21 protein-coding genes, 1 pseudogene and 1 riboswitch are annotated in these 19,632 nt (G+C 64.1%); of the genes and pseudogenes, 17 read left to right on the top strand and 5 right to left on the bottom strand.

The window, feature by feature from the left end; translation table 11 throughout:
- The first annotated feature begins 28 nt into the window (after positions 1-28).
- A riboswitch (TPP riboswitch) is annotated at positions 29-143 on the top strand.
- A gap of 78 nt (positions 144-221) precedes the next feature.
- From ABNP31_RS13435 to ABNP31_RS13415, 5 genes are all read left to right on the top strand, one after another.
- Complete coding sequence (locus ABNP31_RS13435) at positions 222-869, top strand: TenA family protein (RefSeq protein WP_075046974.1); 648 nt, start codon at positions 222-224, stop codon at positions 867-869.
- Positions 866-1,528, top strand: coding sequence for a thiaminase II (gene tenA / locus ABNP31_RS13430; protein WP_350012368.1), 663 nt, complete (start codon positions 866-868; stop codon positions 1,526-1,528). The genes ABNP31_RS13435 and tenA overlap by 4 nt, the downstream gene beginning before the upstream one ends.
- A gap of 223 nt (positions 1,529-1,751) precedes the next feature.
- Positions 1,752-2,993 carry a cytosine deaminase gene (gene codA, locus ABNP31_RS13425; protein ID WP_350012367.1) on the top strand — a complete coding sequence of 414 codons (1,242 nt, stop codon included), beginning with the start codon at positions 1,752-1,754 and terminating at the stop codon, positions 2,991-2,993.
- Between the two features lie 228 nt (positions 2,994-3,221).
- The gene (locus ABNP31_RS13420; protein ID WP_085664820.1) at positions 3,222-4,208 is read left to right on the top strand and encodes a DNA-binding protein; all 987 of its coding nucleotides are present in this window, start codon (positions 3,222-3,224) and stop codon (positions 4,206-4,208) included.
- Positions 4,209-4,263: 55 nt separating this feature from the next.
- Complete coding sequence (locus tag ABNP31_RS13415; protein WP_350012366.1) at positions 4,264-4,434, top strand: DUF6021 family protein; 171 nt, start codon at positions 4,264-4,266, stop codon at positions 4,432-4,434.
- 109 nt (positions 4,435-4,543) lie between these two features.
- Here ABNP31_RS13415 and ABNP31_RS13410 read toward each other — a convergent pair whose 3' ends face one another.
- Both ABNP31_RS13410 and ABNP31_RS13405 read right to left on the bottom strand, forming a co-directional pair.
- A complete protein-coding gene (locus ABNP31_RS13410; RefSeq protein WP_013972652.1) occupies positions 4,544-4,795 on the bottom strand; it encodes a hypothetical protein in 252 nt (83 codons plus the stop codon).
- Between the two features lie 8 nt (positions 4,796-4,803).
- Positions 4,804-5,304 carry a DUF4142 domain-containing protein gene (locus ABNP31_RS13405; protein WP_085664821.1) on the bottom strand — a complete coding sequence of 167 codons (501 nt, stop codon included), beginning with the start codon at positions 5,302-5,304 and terminating at the stop codon, positions 4,804-4,806.
- Between the two features lie 152 nt (positions 5,305-5,456).
- Here ABNP31_RS13405 and ABNP31_RS13400 point away from each other — a divergent pair, with 152 nt between their 5' ends.
- Positions 5,457-7,025, top strand: coding sequence for a sensor domain-containing diguanylate cyclase (locus ABNP31_RS13400; RefSeq protein ID WP_085664822.1), 1,569 nt, complete (start codon positions 5,457-5,459; stop codon positions 7,023-7,025).
- A gap of 132 nt (positions 7,026-7,157) precedes the next feature.
- On the opposite strand, the gene ABNP31_RS13395 is transcribed toward ABNP31_RS13400, so the two are convergent.
- Together ABNP31_RS13395 and ABNP31_RS13390 are read right to left on the bottom strand one after the other, a co-directional pair.
- On the bottom strand, positions 7,158-7,667 hold the full coding sequence (locus ABNP31_RS13395) for a GNAT family N-acetyltransferase (protein WP_085664823.1): 510 nt from the start codon (positions 7,665-7,667) through the stop codon (positions 7,158-7,160).
- Between the two features lie 17 nt (positions 7,668-7,684).
- On the bottom strand, positions 7,685-8,398 hold the full coding sequence (locus ABNP31_RS13390; protein ID WP_085664824.1) for an MgtC/SapB family protein: 714 nt from the start codon (positions 8,396-8,398) through the stop codon (positions 7,685-7,687).
- Positions 8,399-8,795: 397 nt separating this feature from the next.
- Between ABNP31_RS13390 and ABNP31_RS13385 the strand changes: the two genes are divergently transcribed.
- Positions 8,796-9,263 carry a sterol desaturase family protein gene (locus tag ABNP31_RS13385; protein WP_350012365.1) on the top strand — a complete coding sequence of 156 codons (468 nt, stop codon included), beginning with the start codon at positions 8,796-8,798 and terminating at the stop codon, positions 9,261-9,263.
- Positions 9,264-9,431: 168 nt separating this feature from the next.
- On the opposite strand, the gene ABNP31_RS13380 is transcribed toward ABNP31_RS13385, so the two are convergent.
- The gene (locus ABNP31_RS13380; protein ID WP_025339072.1) at positions 9,432-10,325 is read right to left on the bottom strand and encodes a bile acid:sodium symporter family protein; all 894 of its coding nucleotides are present in this window, start codon (positions 10,323-10,325) and stop codon (positions 9,432-9,434) included.
- A 184-nt stretch (positions 10,326-10,509) separates the two neighbouring features.
- Here ABNP31_RS13380 and ABNP31_RS13375 point away from each other — a divergent pair, with 184 nt between their 5' ends.
- From ABNP31_RS13375 to ABNP31_RS13330, 10 genes and pseudogenes are all read left to right on the top strand, one after another.
- Positions 10,510-11,373: a Dyp-type peroxidase gene (locus ABNP31_RS13375; RefSeq protein ID WP_085615693.1), complete on the top strand. Its 864-nt coding sequence runs from the start codon at positions 10,510-10,512 to the stop codon at positions 11,371-11,373.
- Between the two features lie 89 nt (positions 11,374-11,462).
- Positions 11,463-12,371, top strand: coding sequence for an aldo/keto reductase (locus ABNP31_RS13370; protein ID WP_085692582.1), 909 nt, complete (start codon positions 11,463-11,465; stop codon positions 12,369-12,371).
- Between the two features lie 4 nt (positions 12,372-12,375).
- A complete protein-coding gene (locus tag ABNP31_RS13365; RefSeq protein ID WP_350013420.1) occupies positions 12,376-13,659 on the top strand; it encodes an NTP/NDP exchange transporter in 1,284 nt (427 codons plus the stop codon).
- A gap of 205 nt (positions 13,660-13,864) precedes the next feature.
- Positions 13,865-13,984, top strand: a pseudogene (locus tag ABNP31_RS13360) (general stress protein); the annotation flags it as partial.
- Positions 13,985-14,044: 60 nt separating this feature from the next.
- Positions 14,045-14,242 (top strand): hypothetical protein, encoded by a 198-nt coding sequence (locus ABNP31_RS13355; RefSeq protein WP_085664828.1) that lies wholly within the window; start codon positions 14,045-14,047, stop codon positions 14,240-14,242.
- Between the two features lie 21 nt (positions 14,243-14,263).
- Positions 14,264-15,598 (top strand): iron-containing redox enzyme family protein, encoded by a 1,335-nt coding sequence (locus ABNP31_RS13350; RefSeq protein ID WP_350012364.1) that lies wholly within the window; start codon positions 14,264-14,266, stop codon positions 15,596-15,598.
- The gene (locus ABNP31_RS13345; RefSeq protein WP_085664830.1) at positions 15,598-16,551 is read left to right on the top strand and encodes a methyltransferase; all 954 of its coding nucleotides are present in this window, start codon (positions 15,598-15,600) and stop codon (positions 16,549-16,551) included. Before ABNP31_RS13350 ends, ABNP31_RS13345 begins: the two co-directional genes overlap by 1 nt.
- 6 nt (positions 16,552-16,557) lie before the next feature.
- Positions 16,558-17,664 (top strand): carboxylate-amine ligase, encoded by a 1,107-nt coding sequence (locus tag ABNP31_RS13340; protein ID WP_350012363.1) that lies wholly within the window; start codon positions 16,558-16,560, stop codon positions 17,662-17,664.
- A gap of 56 nt (positions 17,665-17,720) precedes the next feature.
- The gene (locus tag ABNP31_RS13335) at positions 17,721-18,308 is read left to right on the top strand and encodes a nucleosidase (RefSeq protein ID WP_085615705.1); all 588 of its coding nucleotides are present in this window, start codon (positions 17,721-17,723) and stop codon (positions 18,306-18,308) included.
- A gap of 492 nt (positions 18,309-18,800) precedes the next feature.
- A complete protein-coding gene (locus ABNP31_RS13330; RefSeq protein ID WP_350012362.1) occupies positions 18,801-19,340 on the top strand; it encodes a hypothetical protein in 540 nt (179 codons plus the stop codon).
- Positions 19,341-19,632: the final 292 nt, after the last annotated feature.

The following is a 19,632-nucleotide window of genomic DNA, read 5'->3' as shown; positions in this document are numbered from 1 at the left end:
ACAGCAGCGGCGCCCTGGGGTATACCTGAGCGCCACCAAGGGGAGCCCGGCAACGGGCTGAGAAACCGCTGGATGCTGCAGCGCGGTGACCCTTCGAACCTGATCCGGATCATGCCGGCGAAGGGATGGGACTTGAAACCTGCCTTTTTGCCGGCCTCACTGCGAGGCCCGTCCATGCCAACCATCGCGGTCTCGCTGTCACCCCCATCAAGGACAGCAACATGACCGAACGCTTCAGCCAGTCCCTGCGCCGCCGCAGCGAGCCGACCTGGTCGGCGGCCGTTGGCCACCGCTTCGTCACCCAATTGTGCGACGGCAGCCTGCCGGACCCGATCATGGTCGACTACCTGGTGCAGGACCACCGCTTCCTCGACAGCTTCCTGACCCTGCTGGGCGCGGCCATCGCCACCGCCGACACCTTCGAGGCGCGCCTGCGCTTCGGTCGTTTTGCCGGGATGATCTCCAGTGACGAGAACACCTACTTCCTGCGCGCCTTCGAGGCCCTGGGGGTAAGCCCCGCGCAACGCAGCGAACCGGCCGACACCGTGCCAACCGCAGGCTTCAAGGCGATCATGCGCGAAGCGGCGGCCACCCGGTCCTATGTGGCCGCGCTGGCGGTGCTCAATGTCGCCGAAGGCCTGTACCTGGACTGGGCGCTGAAGGCGCCAAAACCGCTGCCGGACAACTTCGTCCACGCCGAATGGATCACCCTGCACGACAACCCGGCATTCCAGGGCTTCGTTGCCTTTCTGCAAGCCGAACTCGACCGCGTCGGCCCGCAGGAAGCCGCGCTGGCGGCTGACTTCTACCAGCGCACCGTGGCGCTGGAGCTGGCCTTCTTCGATGCCGTCTACCCGGAGGACAAATGAGCATGGATATCTTCGACCGCCTCAAGGCTGCTGCCACGCCGCAGTGGAACAGCTATGTCGACCACGAATTCGTGCGCCAGATGGGCGAGGGTACGCTGAGCGAAGCCGCCTTCCGCACCTATCTGGTACAGGATTACCTGTTCCTCATCCAGTTCGCCCGCGCCTGGGCGCTGGCCGCCTACAAGAGCCGTCGCCCGGCCGACATCCGCGCCGCGCAGGCCGGGCTGGCGGCGATTCTGGATGAAACCGAGTTGCACTTGCGCCTGTGCGCACGCTGGGGCCTGACCCAGGCGGATATCGAGGCCGCGCCAGAGCGCCAGGCCACGGTTGCCTATACCCGCTATGTGCTGGACTGCGGTGCCGCGGGTGACCTGCTGGAGTTGCATGTGGCCTTGGCGCCTTGCGTGATCGGCTATGCCGAGATTGGCCGGGCGTTGTCCGAGCGCATTGGCGATCTGAGCAATCACCCGTACCGCGAGTGGATCGCCGAGTATGCCGGTGAAGGCTACCAGGGTGTCGCCACCGCGGCGCGCAAGCATCTGGACGAGCTGGCAGCGCGGAGCATGACCGAGCAACGGTTTGCCGAGCTGGTGGGGATTTTCGGCCAGGCGTCCAGCCTGGAGGCGGACTTCTGGCAGATGGGCTTGGTTAGCCAGTAACGCACTGCATGGCCCTGCGCGAGTTCTTGTAGGAGCGGCCTTGTGTCGCGAAAGGGCTGCGAAGCAGCCCCAGCAATTTGTGCATTTGCGCTGAAATCCTGGGGCTGCTTCGCAGCCCTTTCGCGACACAAGGCCGCTCCTGCAAAGGTCCGCGCTAACCGGGCAGATCAGATTTCGGCCACTATGCTGGTAGGGCCACCCGCAAAGCCCAGGGAGAAGCATCATGAACATCATCAACGCACGCCTGCGCGGCAAGCCCGGCCTGTTCCGCATCGAGCTCAGCGGCGAACGCATCGCCGCCATCGTGCCCCAGGCCGAAGGGGTGGCGACGCGCGCTGCCGATGACCTGGATGCCGGGCAGAACCTGGTGGTGGCGCCCTTCATCGAACCGCACATCCACCTGGACGCCACGCTGACCGCCGGCGAGCCGCACTGGAACATGAGCGGCACCCTGTTCGAAGGCATCGAGCGCTGGGCCGAGCGCAAGGCGATCACCACCCACGACGACATCAAGAACCGCGCGAAAAAGACCATCGGCATGCTGGTGGACCATGGCATCCAGCATGTACGTACCCATGTCGATGTCACCGACCCCACTCTGACCGCGCTGAAGGCCATGGTCGAAGTGCGTGACGAAGTACGCCACCTGCTCGACCTGCAGATCGTCGCATTCCCCCAGGAGGGTATCGAGTCTTATGCCAACGGCCGGGCGCTGATGGCCGAAGCGGTGGCCATCGGTGCCGACGTGGTTGGCGGCATCCCGCATTTCGAGAACACCCGCGACCAGGGCGTGTCGTCGGTCAAGTTCCTGATGGACCTGGCCGAGCGTACCGGCTGCCTGGTGGACGTGCATTGCGACGAGACCGACGACCCGCAGTCGCGCTTTCTTGAAGTGCTGGCCGAAGAGGCACGGGTGCGCGGCATGGGCGCCCGGGTGACAGCCAGCCATACCGTGGCCATGGGCTCGTACGACAATGCCTACTGCTACAAGCTGTTCCGCCTGCTCAAGCAGTCGGGTATCAATTTCGTGTCCTGCCCGACCGAGAGCATTCACCTGCAAGGGCGTTTCGACAACTACCCGAAACGCCGCGGCGTCACCCGCGTGGCCGAGCTCGACCGGGCCGGGATGAACGTGTGCTTTGGCCAGGACTCCATCGTCGACCCTTGGTACCCGCTGGGCAATGGCAACATCCTGCGTATTCTCGAGGCCGGCCTGCACATCTGCCACATGCTTGGCTACGAAGACCTGCAGCGCTGCCTGGACCTGATCACCGACAACAGCGCCCGCACCCTGAACCTGGGCGAGCGCTACGGCATCGAAGTGGGGCGGCCGGCCAACCTGTTGCTGCTGTCGGCGCCGGACGATTACGAAATGGTGCGCAGCCAGGGGCATGCGCTGGTGTCGGTACGCAACGGCAAGGTGCTGATGCGTAGAACGCCTGCCAGGGTTGAACGCTACACCTGACGCTCCCTGCGTCAGCATTCTGCAGCGCCCCGCCGGCTTGAAGCCGAGTGGGGCGTTTTGCTGTCTGGCGTACTGCTTTATTCCCTTGCGCGGCCTTCATGAACCACTAACATGCGATAAGCCGTGATTATTCCACCATAGGAAATGTTTGCATGGGCAATGGCCTGTCTCCATAATTGGTACGTAATTACATGGTACATAACACGGTACAAAATCGTAGGAGCAAGCATGGCCCGGGGCGGTATCAACAAGGTTGTAGTGCAGCAGGCGCGTCAGGCGCTGATTGCCCGGGGCGAGAACCCCAGCATCGATGCCATACGTATCGAACTGGGCAACACCGGTTCCAAGACCACGATTCACCGCTACTTGAAAGAGTTGAATGGCCAGCAGCCTGTGGCCTCCGAGGGCGGCATTGCGCTGAGCGACGTGCTGAGCCGAATGGTCGGGCAGCTGGCAACCCAGTTGCAGGACGAGGCCGACCTGAAGATCGAGCAGGCCGAAAGCGCCTTCACTCGACAGCGCGAACAACTGGAGGCGCAGCTGGCGATTGCCCAGCAGGCACTGGCTGCGGCGCATCAGCAGCATCAGATTGACGCGGCCGCGCTGGCGGCCGAATCGGAGAAACTGCTCTCCACCCAAAGCACCCTGCAGGCCGAACAGCTGCGCAGTGCCAGCCTCAACCAGTCGCTGGGCGAGCTGCAGGTGCGCCTGGCCGACAAGGACGAGCAGGTAAAGTCACTGGAAGACAAGCACCGTCATGCCCGCGACGCGCTGGAGCATTACCGCAACGCCAGCCGCGAACAGCGTGAACAGGAACAGCGCCGCCACGAGGCGCAGCTGCAACAGTTGCAGGTGGAAGTGCGCCAGCTGCAGCAGGGCATGATCGTCAAGCAGGACGAGCTGACCCGCCTGCACCGCGACAACGAGCGTTTGTTGGGCGAGCACCGACAGGCCACCAGCGCCTGTAGGGCGCAGGATGAATTGCTGGAACAGCGTGATGCGCAGATCCAGGGCTTGCGCACTATCCTGGCCCAGGCGCAGGGTGCCAGCGAGGAAATGCGTCGGCAGCTGGATGTACAGGCACAGAGCCTGGAGGCCAGGCGCGACTTGTGCACGGAACAGGCTCGCCAACTGCAGCAACTCGAGGAGCAACTGAAGCAACGTGATGCAGCGTTGGTTCAATGCCGTGCCCAGCTAGCGGTGGATACAGATTAATCAAACTTTTTCTGGCTGGTGATTTCTTCCCTAGACACTCACCGGAGATAGCCTCATGCCTGAACCACAACAGCCAGAAAAACATCCCCAAGGGCCCCATTCGTCCGAGCAGGCGAACGAACGCCAGGACTTGGGTTTCGACCCCGATTCGCCAGATGTGGAGGATCCGCAAGTCGACCCTCAAGGGCCTGCCAAGCCACCGCGGGACGTCGAAAAATCCCCGTGAAGGTGGCATTTGTCGCAAAGGGGCCGCTCAGCGGCCCCCGCGATCAACACGGTACTGCTTGGGGCGGGCTGTCTCGAGCCCTTGGCCAGGAAAGCTACGCTCGCTTGACTCAGGACTCTGCCTGCCTGGCTGCCTCCACGCCCGCAGCCGAGAGTTTGATGGGGTAGTTCACGCTGATCTGATGGTCGCTGCTCACCGCCACGCTGCCATCCTGGATCAAACCGGCCTCCTGCAGCGTCTTGAGCATACCGGCCACGGCTTTCTCGCCCCGGTAGTTGTCCAGCACTTCCTTGCCCAGCCCCTGGGGGTGAGCGTGCAGCAGGCGAGTCAGCACCTCGGCTTTCAATGCATCGTTACTCATGGCGGGCCTCACTTGCCGTGTTTGGCCTGAAGCGCCTTGGCATGCTCCAGATGCTGTTCGAGTTTGGGCAGGGTTTCGCTGGCAAAGGCCTTCAGTTCAGCCTTGTCGGACGATGCCGCTTCCTTCTTGAACAGCTCCACCGCCTTTTCGTGAGCGTCGACCTGGTTGTTGACGTAAGACTTGTCAAACGACTCCTCCCGCCATTCCAGGATCATTTTCTTGACCTTGTCGGTTATTGCCGCCTCATCGGGTACGGATATATCGAGCTTGCGAGCGATGTCGCCGAGTTTCTGATTGGCCTTGGTGTGGTCAGTGACCATCTGCTGGGCGAAGGTCTTGATTTCGGCATTCTGAGTTTTTTCCAGAGCCAGCTTGCCGGTGACCACTTCGGCAATACCGGCCTCGGTGGCCGCTTCGACGAAGTCATCGGAACTTGCCGCCATCGCGTGTACCGATGCCAGGCCCAGCACCATGGAGAAACCGACGCGCTTGATGAAGAGACTGCTCATGCTTCACTCCTTAAACCGTGGCGCGACCTCAGTGTCGCGTACGGTTGAGGGTGCACGGGCGGCAAAGGTTTAATCTTTTTCCTGGCCGGCTGCGCCCAGGTGGTGCTGAACTATAGTGAAAGGCGGCGAACGCGGTATGGCTAGGGATTTCAATGTGTGCAGCCAGGAAACAGGATGAAGACGGGTTCTTCGCGATAACAGGCGAGGGCCGCGCCGTGGCGCTGTTCCGCCTGGTACTGGCGTTCATGCTGGTGGTGATGCTGGCCTTCGTCGTGGTGGAAGGCTGGCGTATCTGGCGCGACTACCGGCACGCCTTCACCAACGCCGAAAACATGGTCACCAACCTGGCCCGGGCCACGGCGCAGCATGCCGAAGACGCCATCCGCCAGGTCGACGCAATTACCGCGGCGCTGGCCGAGCGCCTGGAAGGCGACGGCTTCGAGCACATCGACCGGCCGCGTCTGCATACCTTGCTGGTGCAGCAGAAAAGCATCATGCCGCAGTTGCACGGGTTGTTCGTGTATGGCCCGGATGGCAGCTGGATCGTGACCGACCAGGCGGTAGTCCCGCCCAATGCCAACAATGCCGACCGCGACTACTTCATCTACCACCGCGACCATACCGACCGTGGGGTACACATCGGTTCGGTGGTGCGCAGCCGTTCCACTGGCGACCTGATCATCCCCATTTCACGACGCCTGCAATATGCCGATGGCAGCTTCGCCGGGGTGCTGCTGGGCACCATCAAGGTGGAGTGGTTTGTGCGTTACTACGGCGACTTCAAGATCGACGAACGTGGCGCGCTGGTGCTGGCCAAGCGCGACGGCACCATCCTGGTACGGCGGCCGTTCGTCGAGCAGGTGGTGGGCCGCAGCCTGAGCAGCAGCGAGATCTTCCGCAAGCACCTGCCGTATGCAAGCGAAGGGGTGGCCGAGGCGGTCGCCGTGGTGGACGGCACGCCACGGCTGTATGGCTTTCGCGCGCTGGGCAGCTACCCGTTGGTAGTGGAGGCGGGCTTGTCGCGGGAGTCGATCGTTGCGCCCTGGCGACACGATGCGATCAAGTCGGTGGCGGTCTTGCTGCTGTTGCTGGTGGGGTTGGCGGCCTTTGGTGGCGTGGTGTTGCGCCAGTTGCGCGAGCGTATCGTCATCGAGCGGGCGCTGCACCAGGCACACCAGACCCTGAAGGCCCTGGCATTGACCGACAGCCTGACCGGCCTGGGTAACCGCCGACGGCTGGATGCCGTGTTCGAGCCGGAGCTGCGCCGGGCGCGACGCCAGGGCTATCCGCTGGCGCTGGTGATGCTCGACCTGGATTACTTCAAGGCCTACAACGACCGTTACGGGCACCCCGCGGGTGACCAGTGCCTGCGGCGCTTTGCCGAGGTGCTGCAGCAGGCACTGAAGCGGCCGGCCGACCTGGCTGTGCGCTATGGCGGCGAGGAGTTCACATTGCTGCTGCCTGATACCGATGTTCGCGGGGCGGAACTGCTGATGCAGGAAGTGCAACAGCTGTTGCGTCGGCAGCCGCTGGAGCATGCGGGCAGCCCACTGGGGCGGGTGTCGTTCAGTGCGGGGATTGCCGTGGGTGACCTGGCGCGGGAGGGAGTGACGGCCGAGCGCCTGATGGCGGCAGCGGATGCGGCGCTGTACCAGGCCAAGCGCCAGGGGCGGGATGGGTATTGTGTGGCAGAAAGTTCGGTGGTGAGTGTAGATGAGTGAAGGCTTGGGTTGCCTGTACCGGCCCCATCGCCGGCAAGCCAGCTCCCACAGGTAATGTGCATCTCTTTGGCAATGCGCGGTCCCTGTGGGAGCTGGCTTGCCGGCGATGGGCTGCAAAGCAGCCCCGGGGGTCTAGTTATCTACGCCAAGGCGCATCGCACAACGGCCCTCAAGCCCATGGGCACGCTCCTCGGCCAGAATCTGCTGCAAGCGTGCATCCAGCAGCCCCTCATCGATCACCTCGAACCCCAACCGCGCGTAGAACGGCGCATTCCACGGCACATCGGCAAAGGTGGTCAAGGTCAGCTCCCGCACCGCCGCCTGGCGCGCCGCATCGGCCACCTGCTGCAGCAGCTTGCGCCCGACACCTTGCCCCTGGGCCTCCCGGCGCACCGAAATTTCATGAAGATGCAGCGCCTGATCCTCGAACCGGGCACAGGCAAACCCCAGAATGCGCCCATCCGGCCCCTCGGCCACCCAGCTCCCGCCAGCTTCGACAAATGCCTGATGGGTGCCGCAGTCCATCACATCTCCTTGCGCCAGCCATGCCAGCGCCGGCCGGGCGGCAAAGGCCTGGGCAGCCGAGCGTTCGACGCCCGGCAGCCATTGAATGTCTTGCTCGAGGGTAGGGCGAATGCGCATGAAGAAGTCCTTTCGTTCTAGTCTGCCGCCAGCACCTGCGGCTGCAATTGCCAGCGCACCGAGCTTACACCTTTCTCCAGGCTGACCCGGCTGACCAACCGTTCCAGTTGCGCTGGTGCCTGCGCGGTGCCGAGCAGTTCGGCGCGCACTTCCAGGCGTGCGGGGTTCGCCAGGTCTTCGCTGTGCAGTGACTGCAGGCGCAGCTGCGGGTCGCCGAGGCTGTGCAACATCAGGCTGCGGACCTGGATCTCGTCCTCGGCGCGGCAGACGATGCGCACCTCGAAGTGCTGTTCCACCTCGCTGGCCGGCACCACGTCCTGGCGGTCCAGGCGCTGGGCAATGTCGCGCAAAAGGATATTGGCACACAGCACCACCAGGCTACCCAGCGTCGCTTCCAGCAGCAGCCCGAGGCTGCACAGCACGCCGACCGCGGCCGTGCACCACAGCGTGGCGGCGGTGTTCAGGCCACGTACGTTGAACCCGTCGCGCATGATCACGCCGCCACCAAGAAAACCGATGCCCGATACCACGTACGCGGCGATACGCGACGCATCGGTGGGCGCCATGCCCGGCACCGCCTGGGTCATCAGCACGAACAGGCAGGCACCGGTGCTGACCAGTGCATTGGTGCGCAGCCCGGTCAGGCGCTGGCGCAGTTGACGTTCGGCGCCGATCAGCGCCCCCAGCAGCAGGGCGATGCTGACACGCAGCAGAAATACTTTCCAATCCATAGCAAACCTCTTCCACGGGCACACGCCCGCAAGAACGCCATCAGCTGGCGCGGTTGAAAAACCAGAAAATGCGCAAGACCACGAAGGGGGAGGAAGAAGAGGGGGATTACAAGAAACCACCGTCTTGCCAGGCCGGCCAGACAGTGCAGGACACTGCCGGACTAGCGCGCCACGTGGGCCTGTCGCATGCGACTGGGGCTACTGTCCAATGCAGGTCTCCTGTTCAGGGATGCAAAATTGCGCCGCGGACCTTACGCCCCGTGGCAGGCCAGGTCAAGGGCAAAAACATGACAATGGCTTCATCCGCAATGGGCCTGCTACCGGTCACGCCTGCATGGAAAAAAATGCGGGCAATCGGTACTCTTGCGCCTTCCCTTGCCATCCCCCGGACCGTTCCATGCTGTTCAATCTCGCCGTGCTGTTCGGCACCCTGGTGGCCATGGAGGGCGTTGGCACGCTGGCTCACAAGTACATCATGCATGGCTGGGGCTGGTGGCTGCACCGCTCGCACCATGAGCCGCAGCTGGGCATGCTCGAAACCAATGACCTGTACCTGGTGGCCCTGGGGCTGACTGCCACGCTGCTGGTGGCCCTGGGCAAGGGTGGTTATGCGCCCTTGCAGTGGGTGGGCGGCGGGGTGGCGGGGTATGGCGTGCTGTATGTCGTGGCCCACGACGGGTTCTTTCATCGGCACTGGCCACGCAAGCCACGGCCGGTCAACCGCTACCTCAAGCGTTTGCATCGCGCGCACCGGTTGCATCACGCGGTGAAGGGGCGCAAGGGGAGTGTGTCGTTCGGGTTTTTCTATGCACCGCCGTTGAAGGTGCTGAAACAGCAGTTGCGGCGTAAGCGCAGCCAGTTGTGACAGGGACTGGCAGAGCAGCCCACGATGATGCAACTGCACATGACTCATTGAGTCAGCAGGGACCCTGTGGGAGCGGCTTCAGCCGCGAACACCGGCGCAGCCGGTGCCATGCACCGAGTTGGATTCTTCGCGGGTAAACCCGCTCCCACAGGGTACGTGGAAAGGCCCTCAATTCACCGTTTCACCCTTGGGCTGCGCCGCCACATGCCCGCGGCTCACCCACCAGCCAAACGCCGCCGCGGTGAAGAACATGATCAGGCTGTACAGCGCCGCCGGCACCGCCATGGTGGCGTTGTTCAGCAACGAAGGGCTCAATGCCAGGGCAATCGCCAAGGTGCCGTTGTGGATGCCGATCTCCATGCCGATGGCAATCGCCTGGCGCTTGGGAATGTTCAACAGGCGCGGCACCCAGTAGCCCACGCTCAGGCTCAGCAGGTTGAACAGCAGCGCGGCCAGGCCCACCACCGGCGCGTACGCAACCACGGTCTGCCAGTCCTTGGCCAGCGCCAGGACGATGGTGAACGCCAGGAACAACGCGGCCACCAGCTTCATCGGCTTCTCCATGCGCGCGGCAAAAGCGGGTGCGAAGCGGCGAACCAGCATGCCCAGCGCCACCGGTAGCAGGACGATGGCGAACACCTGCATCACCTTGGCAAATTGCAGCGGTATGGCCTGGTCCGATGCCATGAACCAGCTCAGCGACAGGTTCACCAGCAGTGGCATGGTCAGGATCGCGATCAGCGAGTTGACCGCCGTCAGGGTGATATTCAACGCCACATCGCCATGGGCCAGGTGGCTGAAAAGGTTCGCCGTGGTCCCGCCAGGCGAGGCGGCCAGCAGCATCAACCCCACCGCCAGGGCCGACTCCAGGCCAAAGCCGTTGGCAATCAGGAAGCACACCAGCGGCAGCAGCAGGATCTGGCAAACCAGGCCTACCACCACCGGCTTGGGGTATTTCACCACGCGGGCGAAGTCGGCCAGGGTCAGCGATAACCCGAGGCCGAGCATGATGATGCCCAGGGCCAACGGCAGAAAGGCGGTGAGCAAAGGTGATGCGGTCATGGGCGGTCTCTCGGGCGAAGGATCCCGAGGAGTGTAGGTCGGCCCTGATTGATAGCTAATTGCAAAGCGCCAGCCCTTGGTAACCGTTTGTTACCAAGCGCAGCGGCCAGCGAGGCTGTATGCCGCGTTGCAGTAGGCCTGCAGGCGCAGTAGCATTCCGGTTTTTACCGAGGATTAGCCTGTCATGCCGTTCCAGCAAGGTCTGCTTGCCACCCCGGTGCCGGCCCACGCCCGTCACCTGTTCTTCACCCTGCAGTCGCCAGAGGCCCTGCCTGCCGCCCTGGATGCCTTGCTGCCGCAGGTCGATGGCGAACAGCTGATCCTGGGTGTCGGCGCCCCGCTGGCCAAGGCCCTGGGCCGTGAAGTACCTGGCTTGCGCGCCTTCCCGCAGCTGGATGCTGCAGTGGAGAACCCCAGCACCCAACACGCCCTGTGGCTGTGGCTGCGCGGCAACGAGCGCGGCGACTTGCTGCTGCGGGCCCAGGCCTTGGAGCTGGCATTGGCACCGGCCCTGCGCCTGGCCGACAGCGTCGACGGCTTCCTGCACCGTGGCGGCCATGACCTGACCGGCTATGAGGACGGCACCGAAAACCCGGTGGACGAAGAGGCCGTGCAAGCGGCCATTGGCGCCGATGGCTCCAGCTTTGCCGCGTTCCAGTTATGGAAGCACGACCTGGAGTACTTCAAGTCGCTGCCCCAGGCCGACCAGGACAACATCATCGGGCGCCGCCTCAGCGACAACGAAGAGCTCGACGACGCCCCCGAGTCCGCCCACGTCAAGCGCACGGCCCAGGAAAGCTTCGAACCAGAAGCGTTCATCGTCCGTCGTTCGGTGGCCTGGGCAGACCAACGTGGCGCTGGCCTGGCCTTCGTGGCCCTGGGCCACAGCTTCGATGCGTTCGAGGTGCAGCTGCGGCGCATGAGCGGCCTGGAGGACGGCATCATCGACGGCCTGTACCGCTTCAGCCGGCCACTGACCGGTGGTTACTACTGGTGCCCGCCCATGAGCGAGACGGGTGTCGACCTGAGCCTGCTGCTGCAAGCCTGATCGCTAAACATCCAGATACAGAAACACCGGACGCAGCGGGGTACAGCGGCTAGCCTTGAAAGTTTCCGCTTCGTGACGGGAGCTTTTCCATGTACGCACGTCGTGATGTCCTACGTGCGGGTGCTACCTTGGGCTTGCTGGCCGCCAGCCCCTGGTTGCACGCCGCTGCCCCGGCGGGCTTGCTGACCCGCAACGTGCCGAGCACCGGTGAAGCGCTGCCGGTGATCGGTGCCGGTACCTCCGGCAGTTTCGAAGTGCAAGCCGGTTCGGCCCAGTACCAGCAGCTGAAAGTTGTACTGAAGGCGTTCTTCGAAGGCGGTGGCCGGGTCATCGACACCTCGCCCAACTACGGCGGCGCCGACAGCATTCTCGGCCAGCTGCTGGAAGAGGGCGGCTGGCACCGGCAGTGCTTCATCGCCACCAAGATCGCCGCCGACAGCCGGGCAGACGCCGAAGCGCAATGGGCCGGCAGCCTCGAGAGCCTGCGCACCGACAAGGTCGACTTGCTGCAGATCCACAACCTGCGCGACTGGCAGACCCAACTGCCCTATGCCCGCGAGTTGAAGCAGCAGGGCAAGACCCGCTATGTCGGCATTACCCATTACCTGAACAGTGGCCAGGACGAGGTCGCCCGCATCGTGCGCAGCGAACCGCTGGACTTCATCCAGATCAACTACTCGGTCAATGCCCCCGACGCCGCCCGCGAACTGCTGCCGCTGTGCCAGGACAAAGGCGTCGCCGTGCTGATCAACCGGGCATTCGACGATGGCCGCCTGTTCGCCCGGGTGAAGGACCAGGCCTTGCCCGGCTGGGCCGCAGAGGCAGGTATCGGCAGCTGGGCGCAGCTGTTTCTGAAGTTCGCCATCAGTCACCCGGCGGTGACCACGGTCATCCCCGCGACCAGCCGGCCCGAGCGCCAACTTGACCAGCTCAAGGCCGGGCACGGGCCGTTGCTGACCCAGGCGCAGCAACAGGCGCTGATCAAGCAGTTTGCCTGACACCATGGCAGCCTGGCGGCGGCGCCTGGACCAGGGGCTGAACATCCAGCCCGGCGAAGGGCCGGTGGTGATCGCCGGTTTGCTGCTGTTCTACCTGTTGTTCACTGGCTATTTCATGCTGCGCCCGGTGCGCGAAACCATGGGCGTTGCCGGTGGCGTGGACAACCTGCAATGGCTGTTCACCGGCACCTTCATCGCCACCCTGGCGTGCCTGCCGTTGTTTGGCTGGCTGGCCTCCAAGGTGCAGCGCCGGTACATCCTGCCCTGGACCTACGGCTTCTTCGCCAGCAACCTGCTGCTGTTCGCCGTGCTGTTTGCCCGCAATCCGGAAGCTTCGTGGACGGCTCGGGCCTTCTACATCTGGTTGTCGGTGTTCAACCTGCTGAGCATCTCGCTGGCCTGGAGCGTGCTCGCCGACCTGTTTTCCACAGCGCAAGGCAAGCGCCTGTTCGGCCTGCTGGCGGCCGGGGCCAGCCTGGGTGGGCTCAGTGGCCCCATCCTGGGCACGCTGCTGGTGGCGCCGCTGGGCCATGCCGGGTTGCTGGTGCTGGCCGCGGCGTTGCTGCTGGGCAGCATCGGCGCCACGTTGTACCTGCAACGCTGGCGAACGCGGCATCCACTGCCGGCGCAAGCCGAGCGGGCAGGTTCCCGGCCACTGGGCGGCAACCCGTTTGCCGGTGCCACTGCCGTACTGCGCTCGCCCTACCTGCTGGGCATTGCCCTGTTCGTGGTGTTGCTCGCCAGTGTCAGTACCTTCCTGTATTTCGAACAGGCGCGCATCGTCAGCGAAACCTTCACCGACCGTACCCGGCAAACCCAGGTGTTCGGCCTGATCGACACCGTGGTACAGGCCTTGGCCATCCTCACCCAGGTGTTCCTCACCGGGCGCCTTGCCCGCCGCCTGGGGGTGGGCGTGCTGCTGGTGGCGGTGCCGCTGGTGATGGCTGCGGGCTTCCTGTGGCTGGCACTGGCCCCGGTGTTCGCCGTGTTCGTGGTGGTGATGGTGGTGCGCCGGGCCGGTGAGTACGCGCTGGTGCGGCCGGGGCGGGAGATGCTGTTCACCGTGCTGCCCGCCGAGGACAAGTACAAGGCCAAGAACTTCATCGACACCGTGGTCTACCGCGGCGGTGATGCGCTCAGCGGCTGGGTCAAGCGGGGGCTGGATGTGATGGGCGAGTACCCGCAACTGGCGATGTTGATCGGTACGCTGATTGCCCTGGGCTGGGCGATGACCGGAGGTTTGCTGGGAAGGCGACAGGCACGCCTGGATACCACATCGCGCGACTGACAGGCGCGCCAAATATGCTGATGCCGCTTATTTAATGCCGTTGGTCCGAACGCTTCGCATTAAACCGAATCCGCCGAAATGACCGAACTCCCAACTGGTGTACGGCAGGTAATGCCGTGCATTCCGAAGTCATACGAGGTTTAAGACCATGGCCAACAAAGAGAACAGCCGCACCGGCAACCAGCAAGGCAGCCAGGGTGGCAACAAGAACCCGGGCAACTTTGCCAATGACCGCGAAAAAGCCTCCGAAGCTGGGCGCAAGGGCGGCCAGCAATCCGGTGGTGGCCGTACCAGCGAATCGGGCCGCAAGGGCGGCCGTTCGTAAGTGAGGCTACGCAGTGCCCGGGTGATCGGGCACTGCGATTCTGCACATGAGGAGAACCCCATGCGATTGATCCCTCTGATAGCGCTGGTGGGCACGCTTGGCTTGCTGGGTGGCTGTTTCGACCGGGACAACGACCACCCGGCAAAGGATGCCGACCAAAGCAAACCTTCGCTGCAGATGCAGCAACCCGGCGACCAACCTGCTCCCCAACCTGCGCCGGACCCCGAGCCGATGCCTGGCCAGAAACCCAGCCAATAAAACGCGGACAAGGACTACGGCATGACGGTAATGACCCGCAAGACCGGCGCGGTGATACCGGCTTCGGCAAATGGGCCAGGCCTGAAGGAGCGTTACCACAAGTTGCTCGTGGCCCACGACACCACGAGCGCGGCGTGGCTGAGCGAACAATTGGCACGCGCGCAGCGTTTGCCGGATGACCTGCCTGCCGATCCTGCTCAGCTGCAAGCCTGGAGCGCTAGCCATGCAAACCAGGTGGCCGAGGCCTATGCCAGTTACCTCGAGCAACGACGCCAAGGCGCGCCGCGGCGCTATTTTGCCAACCGCGCCCAGGCGTTGTGGTTCCTGCAACAAGTGGCGCCCACCAAGGCAGTGGACGGGGCATGGCTGCACAGTACCTTGCGACAGTGGAGCGATCCGCGCTATCACGGCCTGATTCGCACCTACCTGGAAGAACTGGGTGGCGGTGATCCGCGCTGCAACCATGTGCTGATCTACCAACGGCTGTTGAGCCGGCTGGGTTGCCTGGGTATGCCTGAACTGGACGACCAACGTTACCTGCAGGGCGCCTTGCAATTGGCATTGGGGCGCCACGGCGATGATTTCCTTCCCGAGGTGATCGGCTACAACCTGGGCTATGAACAACCACCGTTGCATCTGCTGATCACCACCTACGAACTGGCGGAATTGGGCATCGATGGCCATTATTTCCAGCTTCACGTGACCATCGACAACGCGGCCAGCGGGCATGCGCATCTGTCCATCCAGGCGCTACGCCAACTCTGCCCGGCCGACGACGCTGGCCAGTTCTACCAGCGGGTGCGCAGTGGGTACCGCTTGAACGACCTGGGGCTTGATACACCCAGCCTGATCAGCAGCTTCGATCTTGAATCCGAATTGCTGTCGGCACTGGAGCACAAGCGCAATTTTGGCCAGTTCATGCATTCCGACCATTGCCGCCTGCAAAAGCGTACCGTCAACCAATGGCTGGCCGAACCCGGCGCCATGCCCGCGTTTCTGCAGGCCCTGCAGGCGCAGGGCTGGATCCGCCGTGGTGAAGCACCCGCCAATAGCCGCTGGTGGGGGCTCATCGACGGCCCCTCGGCACCGATGTATGGCGTGTTCACGGCGTATGAAAAACAACTATGGCACGACTGGATCGCGGCAGGTTGGCAAGCCCGGGGGCGCCGCGTGCTGCCTGGCAGCTGGGAGGTGCAAGTGCAATCGGATGATGCGCTTTCCACTCCTGCCGCGGACGCCGATATCGAGACGTTGATCGACACGATGTCCGGTAACCGCCATGCAACACCGGAAGGCTTGCTGGCCACTCGGCGCTATATGCGTGCTACCGGCCTTGTTCAGGAGATCACCCGCTGATGCTGCTCGATCCGCAACAGACCCAGGCTGACCAGGCAGTGCTGCAACTAGGCAGGCGCCTGCGCGCCGACGGCTACCGCTTCACTTGCGTCACCCCGGCAACCCATGCTCGCGTGAATGCGCGCCCGGAAGCCGGGCAGGCCAGGACAGTGCGCGATGTGTTCGGCTGGAACCGTCCGTTCCGTTCGTCACTGGTTTCTGCCGATGAGCTGGACCAGATGCGGCAGGCCCAGGTACTCGAGGAGCACGGTGATTTGCTGATCAGCCGCGTGCGCTGGTCCACGCTCGACGACCTGCTGCTGGTGCACTCCGCGTACCCCACCCAACATTCCGACGCGGTGTTTTTCGGCCCCGACAGTTACCGTTTCGCCCAGGTCATCCATGATCACTTGCAACGCACGCCAAAGCGTGTCGAGCATGCCGTGGATATCGGTTGCGGCACGGGTGTGGGCGCCTTGCTGATTGCCCGGGCGGCTCCCCATGCCCAGGTCAGCGCCGTGGATATCAACCCGCTCGCGCTGCGTTACACCGCGATCAACGCGGCATTGGCGGGCCTGAGCAATGTGTCCGTGGAGCCAAGTGACCTGCTCGGCGGCATTACCGGGCTGTTCGACCTTATCGTTGCCAACCCGCCGTACATGCTCGATGCCAGCGAACGTACCTATCGGCATGGCGGCGGTTCGCTCGGCGCGCAGCTTTCGCTGCGGATCGTCGAACAAGCCTGCGAGCGGCTCGGCTCGGGGGGCTCGCTACTGTTGTATACCGGCGTGGCGATCGTCGAAGGCCGGGACGCCTTGCTCGAAGCCATTCGCCTGCGCCTGGCGGGCCCGGAATGGTCCTGGGTGTATCGGGAAATCGACCCGGACGTGTTCGGCGAGCAACTGAACGAACCCGGTTACGAGCAGGTCGAGCGCATCGCCGCGGTGGTGCTCACAGTTACCCGCAACAGCTGAGGCAGCATGGCCCGACCCTGCACGTTCGGCATCGAGGAAGAATACCTGCTGGTGAACCTGGACACAGGGCAGGTGCCAGCCACACCTTCGCCAGCCGTGGTCGGGCGTTGTCGCAAGGCGCTGGGCCAGCATTTTGCCCAGGAAATGTTCCGCAGCCAGATCGAGGTGGCCTCGCCGGTGTTCGCCAACCTGTTCGAGGCACGCGAGTTCTTCCAGCACAGCCGCCAGCAGCTGAACACAGCGCTGGCCGAAGAGGGCATGGGCCTGTACGGTGCGGCGAGCCACCCCAATGCCGCCTGGCTGCGGCAGAAACCTGCTACCCCGGCGCACTACCAGCAACTGTTCGCTGACTACCGGCATGTGGCGCGGCGCAGCCTGCTCAACGGCCTGCATGTACACGTGGGCGTACCGCCAGGTTGCGACCGCATGCAATTGATCAACCGCGTACTGGGCTGGTTGCCCCTGTTGCTGGTGCTGAGTGCGTCATCCCCGCTGTGGGAAGGCCAGTGCACCGGCTACATGAGCTATCGTCGGGTGATTTGCGGGGAATGGCCGCACATGGGCTTGCCCGAGCCGTTGCCGGACTGGGCCGCCTACGAGCGCTACCGTGCATTGCTGCAACGCACAGGGTCGCTAGCCGCGGATGGCGACTTCTGGTGGGCGATCCGGCCTTCGCGGCGTTTCCCGACGGTCGAGCTGCGCATCTGCGACGGCTGCCCGCGGCTGGAGGACGCGCTGTGCATCGCTGCGCTGTTTCGTCACCTGGTGGAGCACAGCATCGTGTACCGGCATGACCCGGCGGCCTGCAACCGCGAACAGCGCTGGATCACCCAGGAAAACTACTGGCGCGCCATGCGTCATGGGCGCCAGGGCGAGTTCATTGGCCTGCATGAGCAACAGCCGGTCACGGCCGAAGGTTGGTTGGCTCAATTGCAGGAGCAGTTGCCGATCGACACCGCAGACGCCGAGCGCGCCTTCCACCATGCACAACGCCTGCTGCGCGACGGCACCCATGCCGACCAGCAACTGCAATGCCTGGCTCAGGCCAGCGCTGCCGGCCTGGGCAGGGTGCAGGCGTTACGGGCCGTGGTGGCCGCCGGGGCTTGCAATTAGCCGGGGTTTGCCGAAAATGGCCGCGCCTTTCGCAGCCACTCGGAACCACCTGCGCCATGATGCTGATCAAGCAATTCCCCGACATTTCCCTGGACGACACGTTGTTTGTCTTCGCCCTCGAAGCCGAGGCCGGCGATGTATTCGCTGACGTCAACACCGTGTTCACCGGCATCGGCAAGGTCAATGCCGCCATCGCCCTGACCAAGGCCATTGCCGCGCGCCGGCCCAGGCTGATCGTCAACCTCGGCTCGGCCGGCAGCCAGCGCCATGGCAAGGGCGAGGTGGTGTGCTGTACCCGCTTCGTGCAGCGCGACATGGATGTGACCCCGCTGGGCTTCGCCCGCTACCAGACACCTCTGTCGGACATCCCGGTGGTGCTGGAGCATGGGGCGCAGATCCCCGGCCTGGCCCTGGAAACCTGCGGCAGTGGCGACAGCTTCGAGATCAACCATGGCGATGCACCTTATGACGTGGTCGACATGGAAGCCTACGTGCTGGCGCTGATCGCACGCGGCGAAGGCATCCCGTTCGTGTGCCTGAAATACATTTCCGATGATGCCGGCAGTGACGCGGCGCAGGACTGGGCGGTGCAGGTACACCTGGCGGCTGAGGCTTTCAGGCAGGTGCTGTTCAGCCAGGCGTGATTGGGGCTGCTTTGCAGCCCTTCGCGGGCTCGCCCGCTCCCACAGGAACCGCGCATATCCTGAGCATGGCACCAAACCTGTGGCAGCGGGCACGTCGGGACGCCGAACCGCCGCGAAGGGCCGCAAAGCGGCCCCAACAGTCTTAGAACGTGCCTTGGCCTGATATTCGGTCCTTTGAACTCAGGCAGACAGTACTAGTCTTAATATGTGGGAATATTTCCCACGCAAAGATGCTGACTGGCTCTGAAGGATCGTGCGAAACCGAAGCTGCTCGCTGACACTGCAGATCTATGGCCGCGCCGGTTGGCTGTCCGCTCCATGGGCGGTTGCGAACTCATTGGTCATTGCGTTCGATACGGAGATGACGACGCAACTCCAAGCGGAGGTGCATCATGTTGCTCAAGAAATGTTTGTTGGCATTGGCAATAGGTGGCGTCCTGTCGGCCTCGACCGTCCTGGTGCCCGACTACATCGGTAGTTTCTCCAGCGTGTATGCCAAAGACGGTGGCAGCGGCGGCGGTGGTGGTGGCCACGGCGGCAGCGGCGGTGGCGGTGGCTCTGGAGGTGGCGGCGGTCACGGTGGTGGCAGCGGTGGTTCTGGAGGCGGCGGCGGTCACGGTAGTGGCGGCGGTGGCTCTGGAGGTGGCGGTGGTCACGGTGGTGGCAGCGGTGGCTCTGGAGGCGGTGGCGGTCACGGTGGTGGCAGCGGTGGCAGCGGTGGCGGAGGCAGTGGTCACGGCGGTGACGGCGGTGGCGGTCATGGCGGCCATGGTGGCCCGGGGGCCGGCGATGGTGACCATGGTGGCATGGCCGGCAGAGGCCCAGGCGATGCGCATGACAACGACAACGACAACGATGCGGCAGATGCCGCCAGGGACGCAGCGCGAGACGATGCTGATGCAGCCAGAGACGCTGCAAGGGCTGAGGCAGATGCCGCCCGGGATGCGGCAAAAGCTACTGCAGATGCCGCCAGAGACGCTGCCAGAGCCGAGGCGGATGCAGCCCGTGACGCCGCAAAAGCTGCTGGCGTAGCCGGCGCAGATGAAGCCAGAGACGCTGCCAGGGCCGCGGCAGATGCTGCCCGCGACGCAGCCCGAGACGAAGCTGATGCCGCCAGAGATGCTGCCAGGGCTACGGCAGATGCCGCCAGGGACGAAGCCAAAGTCGCTGCCAATGCAGCCAGAGACGCTGCAAGGGCGGATGTGGACGACGCGCCAGATGCTCCAGACGCGCCAGATGCACCGGATGCGCCGGATGTCGACACAGCTGAGGTACGGAACTAGTCACTTTGAGTGACGTATCGACCGCTGGTCAGTGTTTGGGC

The organism is Pseudomonas asiatica, assembly GCF_040214835.1.
Lineage (GTDB): Bacteria > Pseudomonadota > Gammaproteobacteria > Pseudomonadales > Pseudomonadaceae > Aquipseudomonas > Aquipseudomonas putida_Z.
Note: the sequence above shows the minus strand (reverse complement) of the source record. Positions and strands in the feature narration are given on the sequence as shown.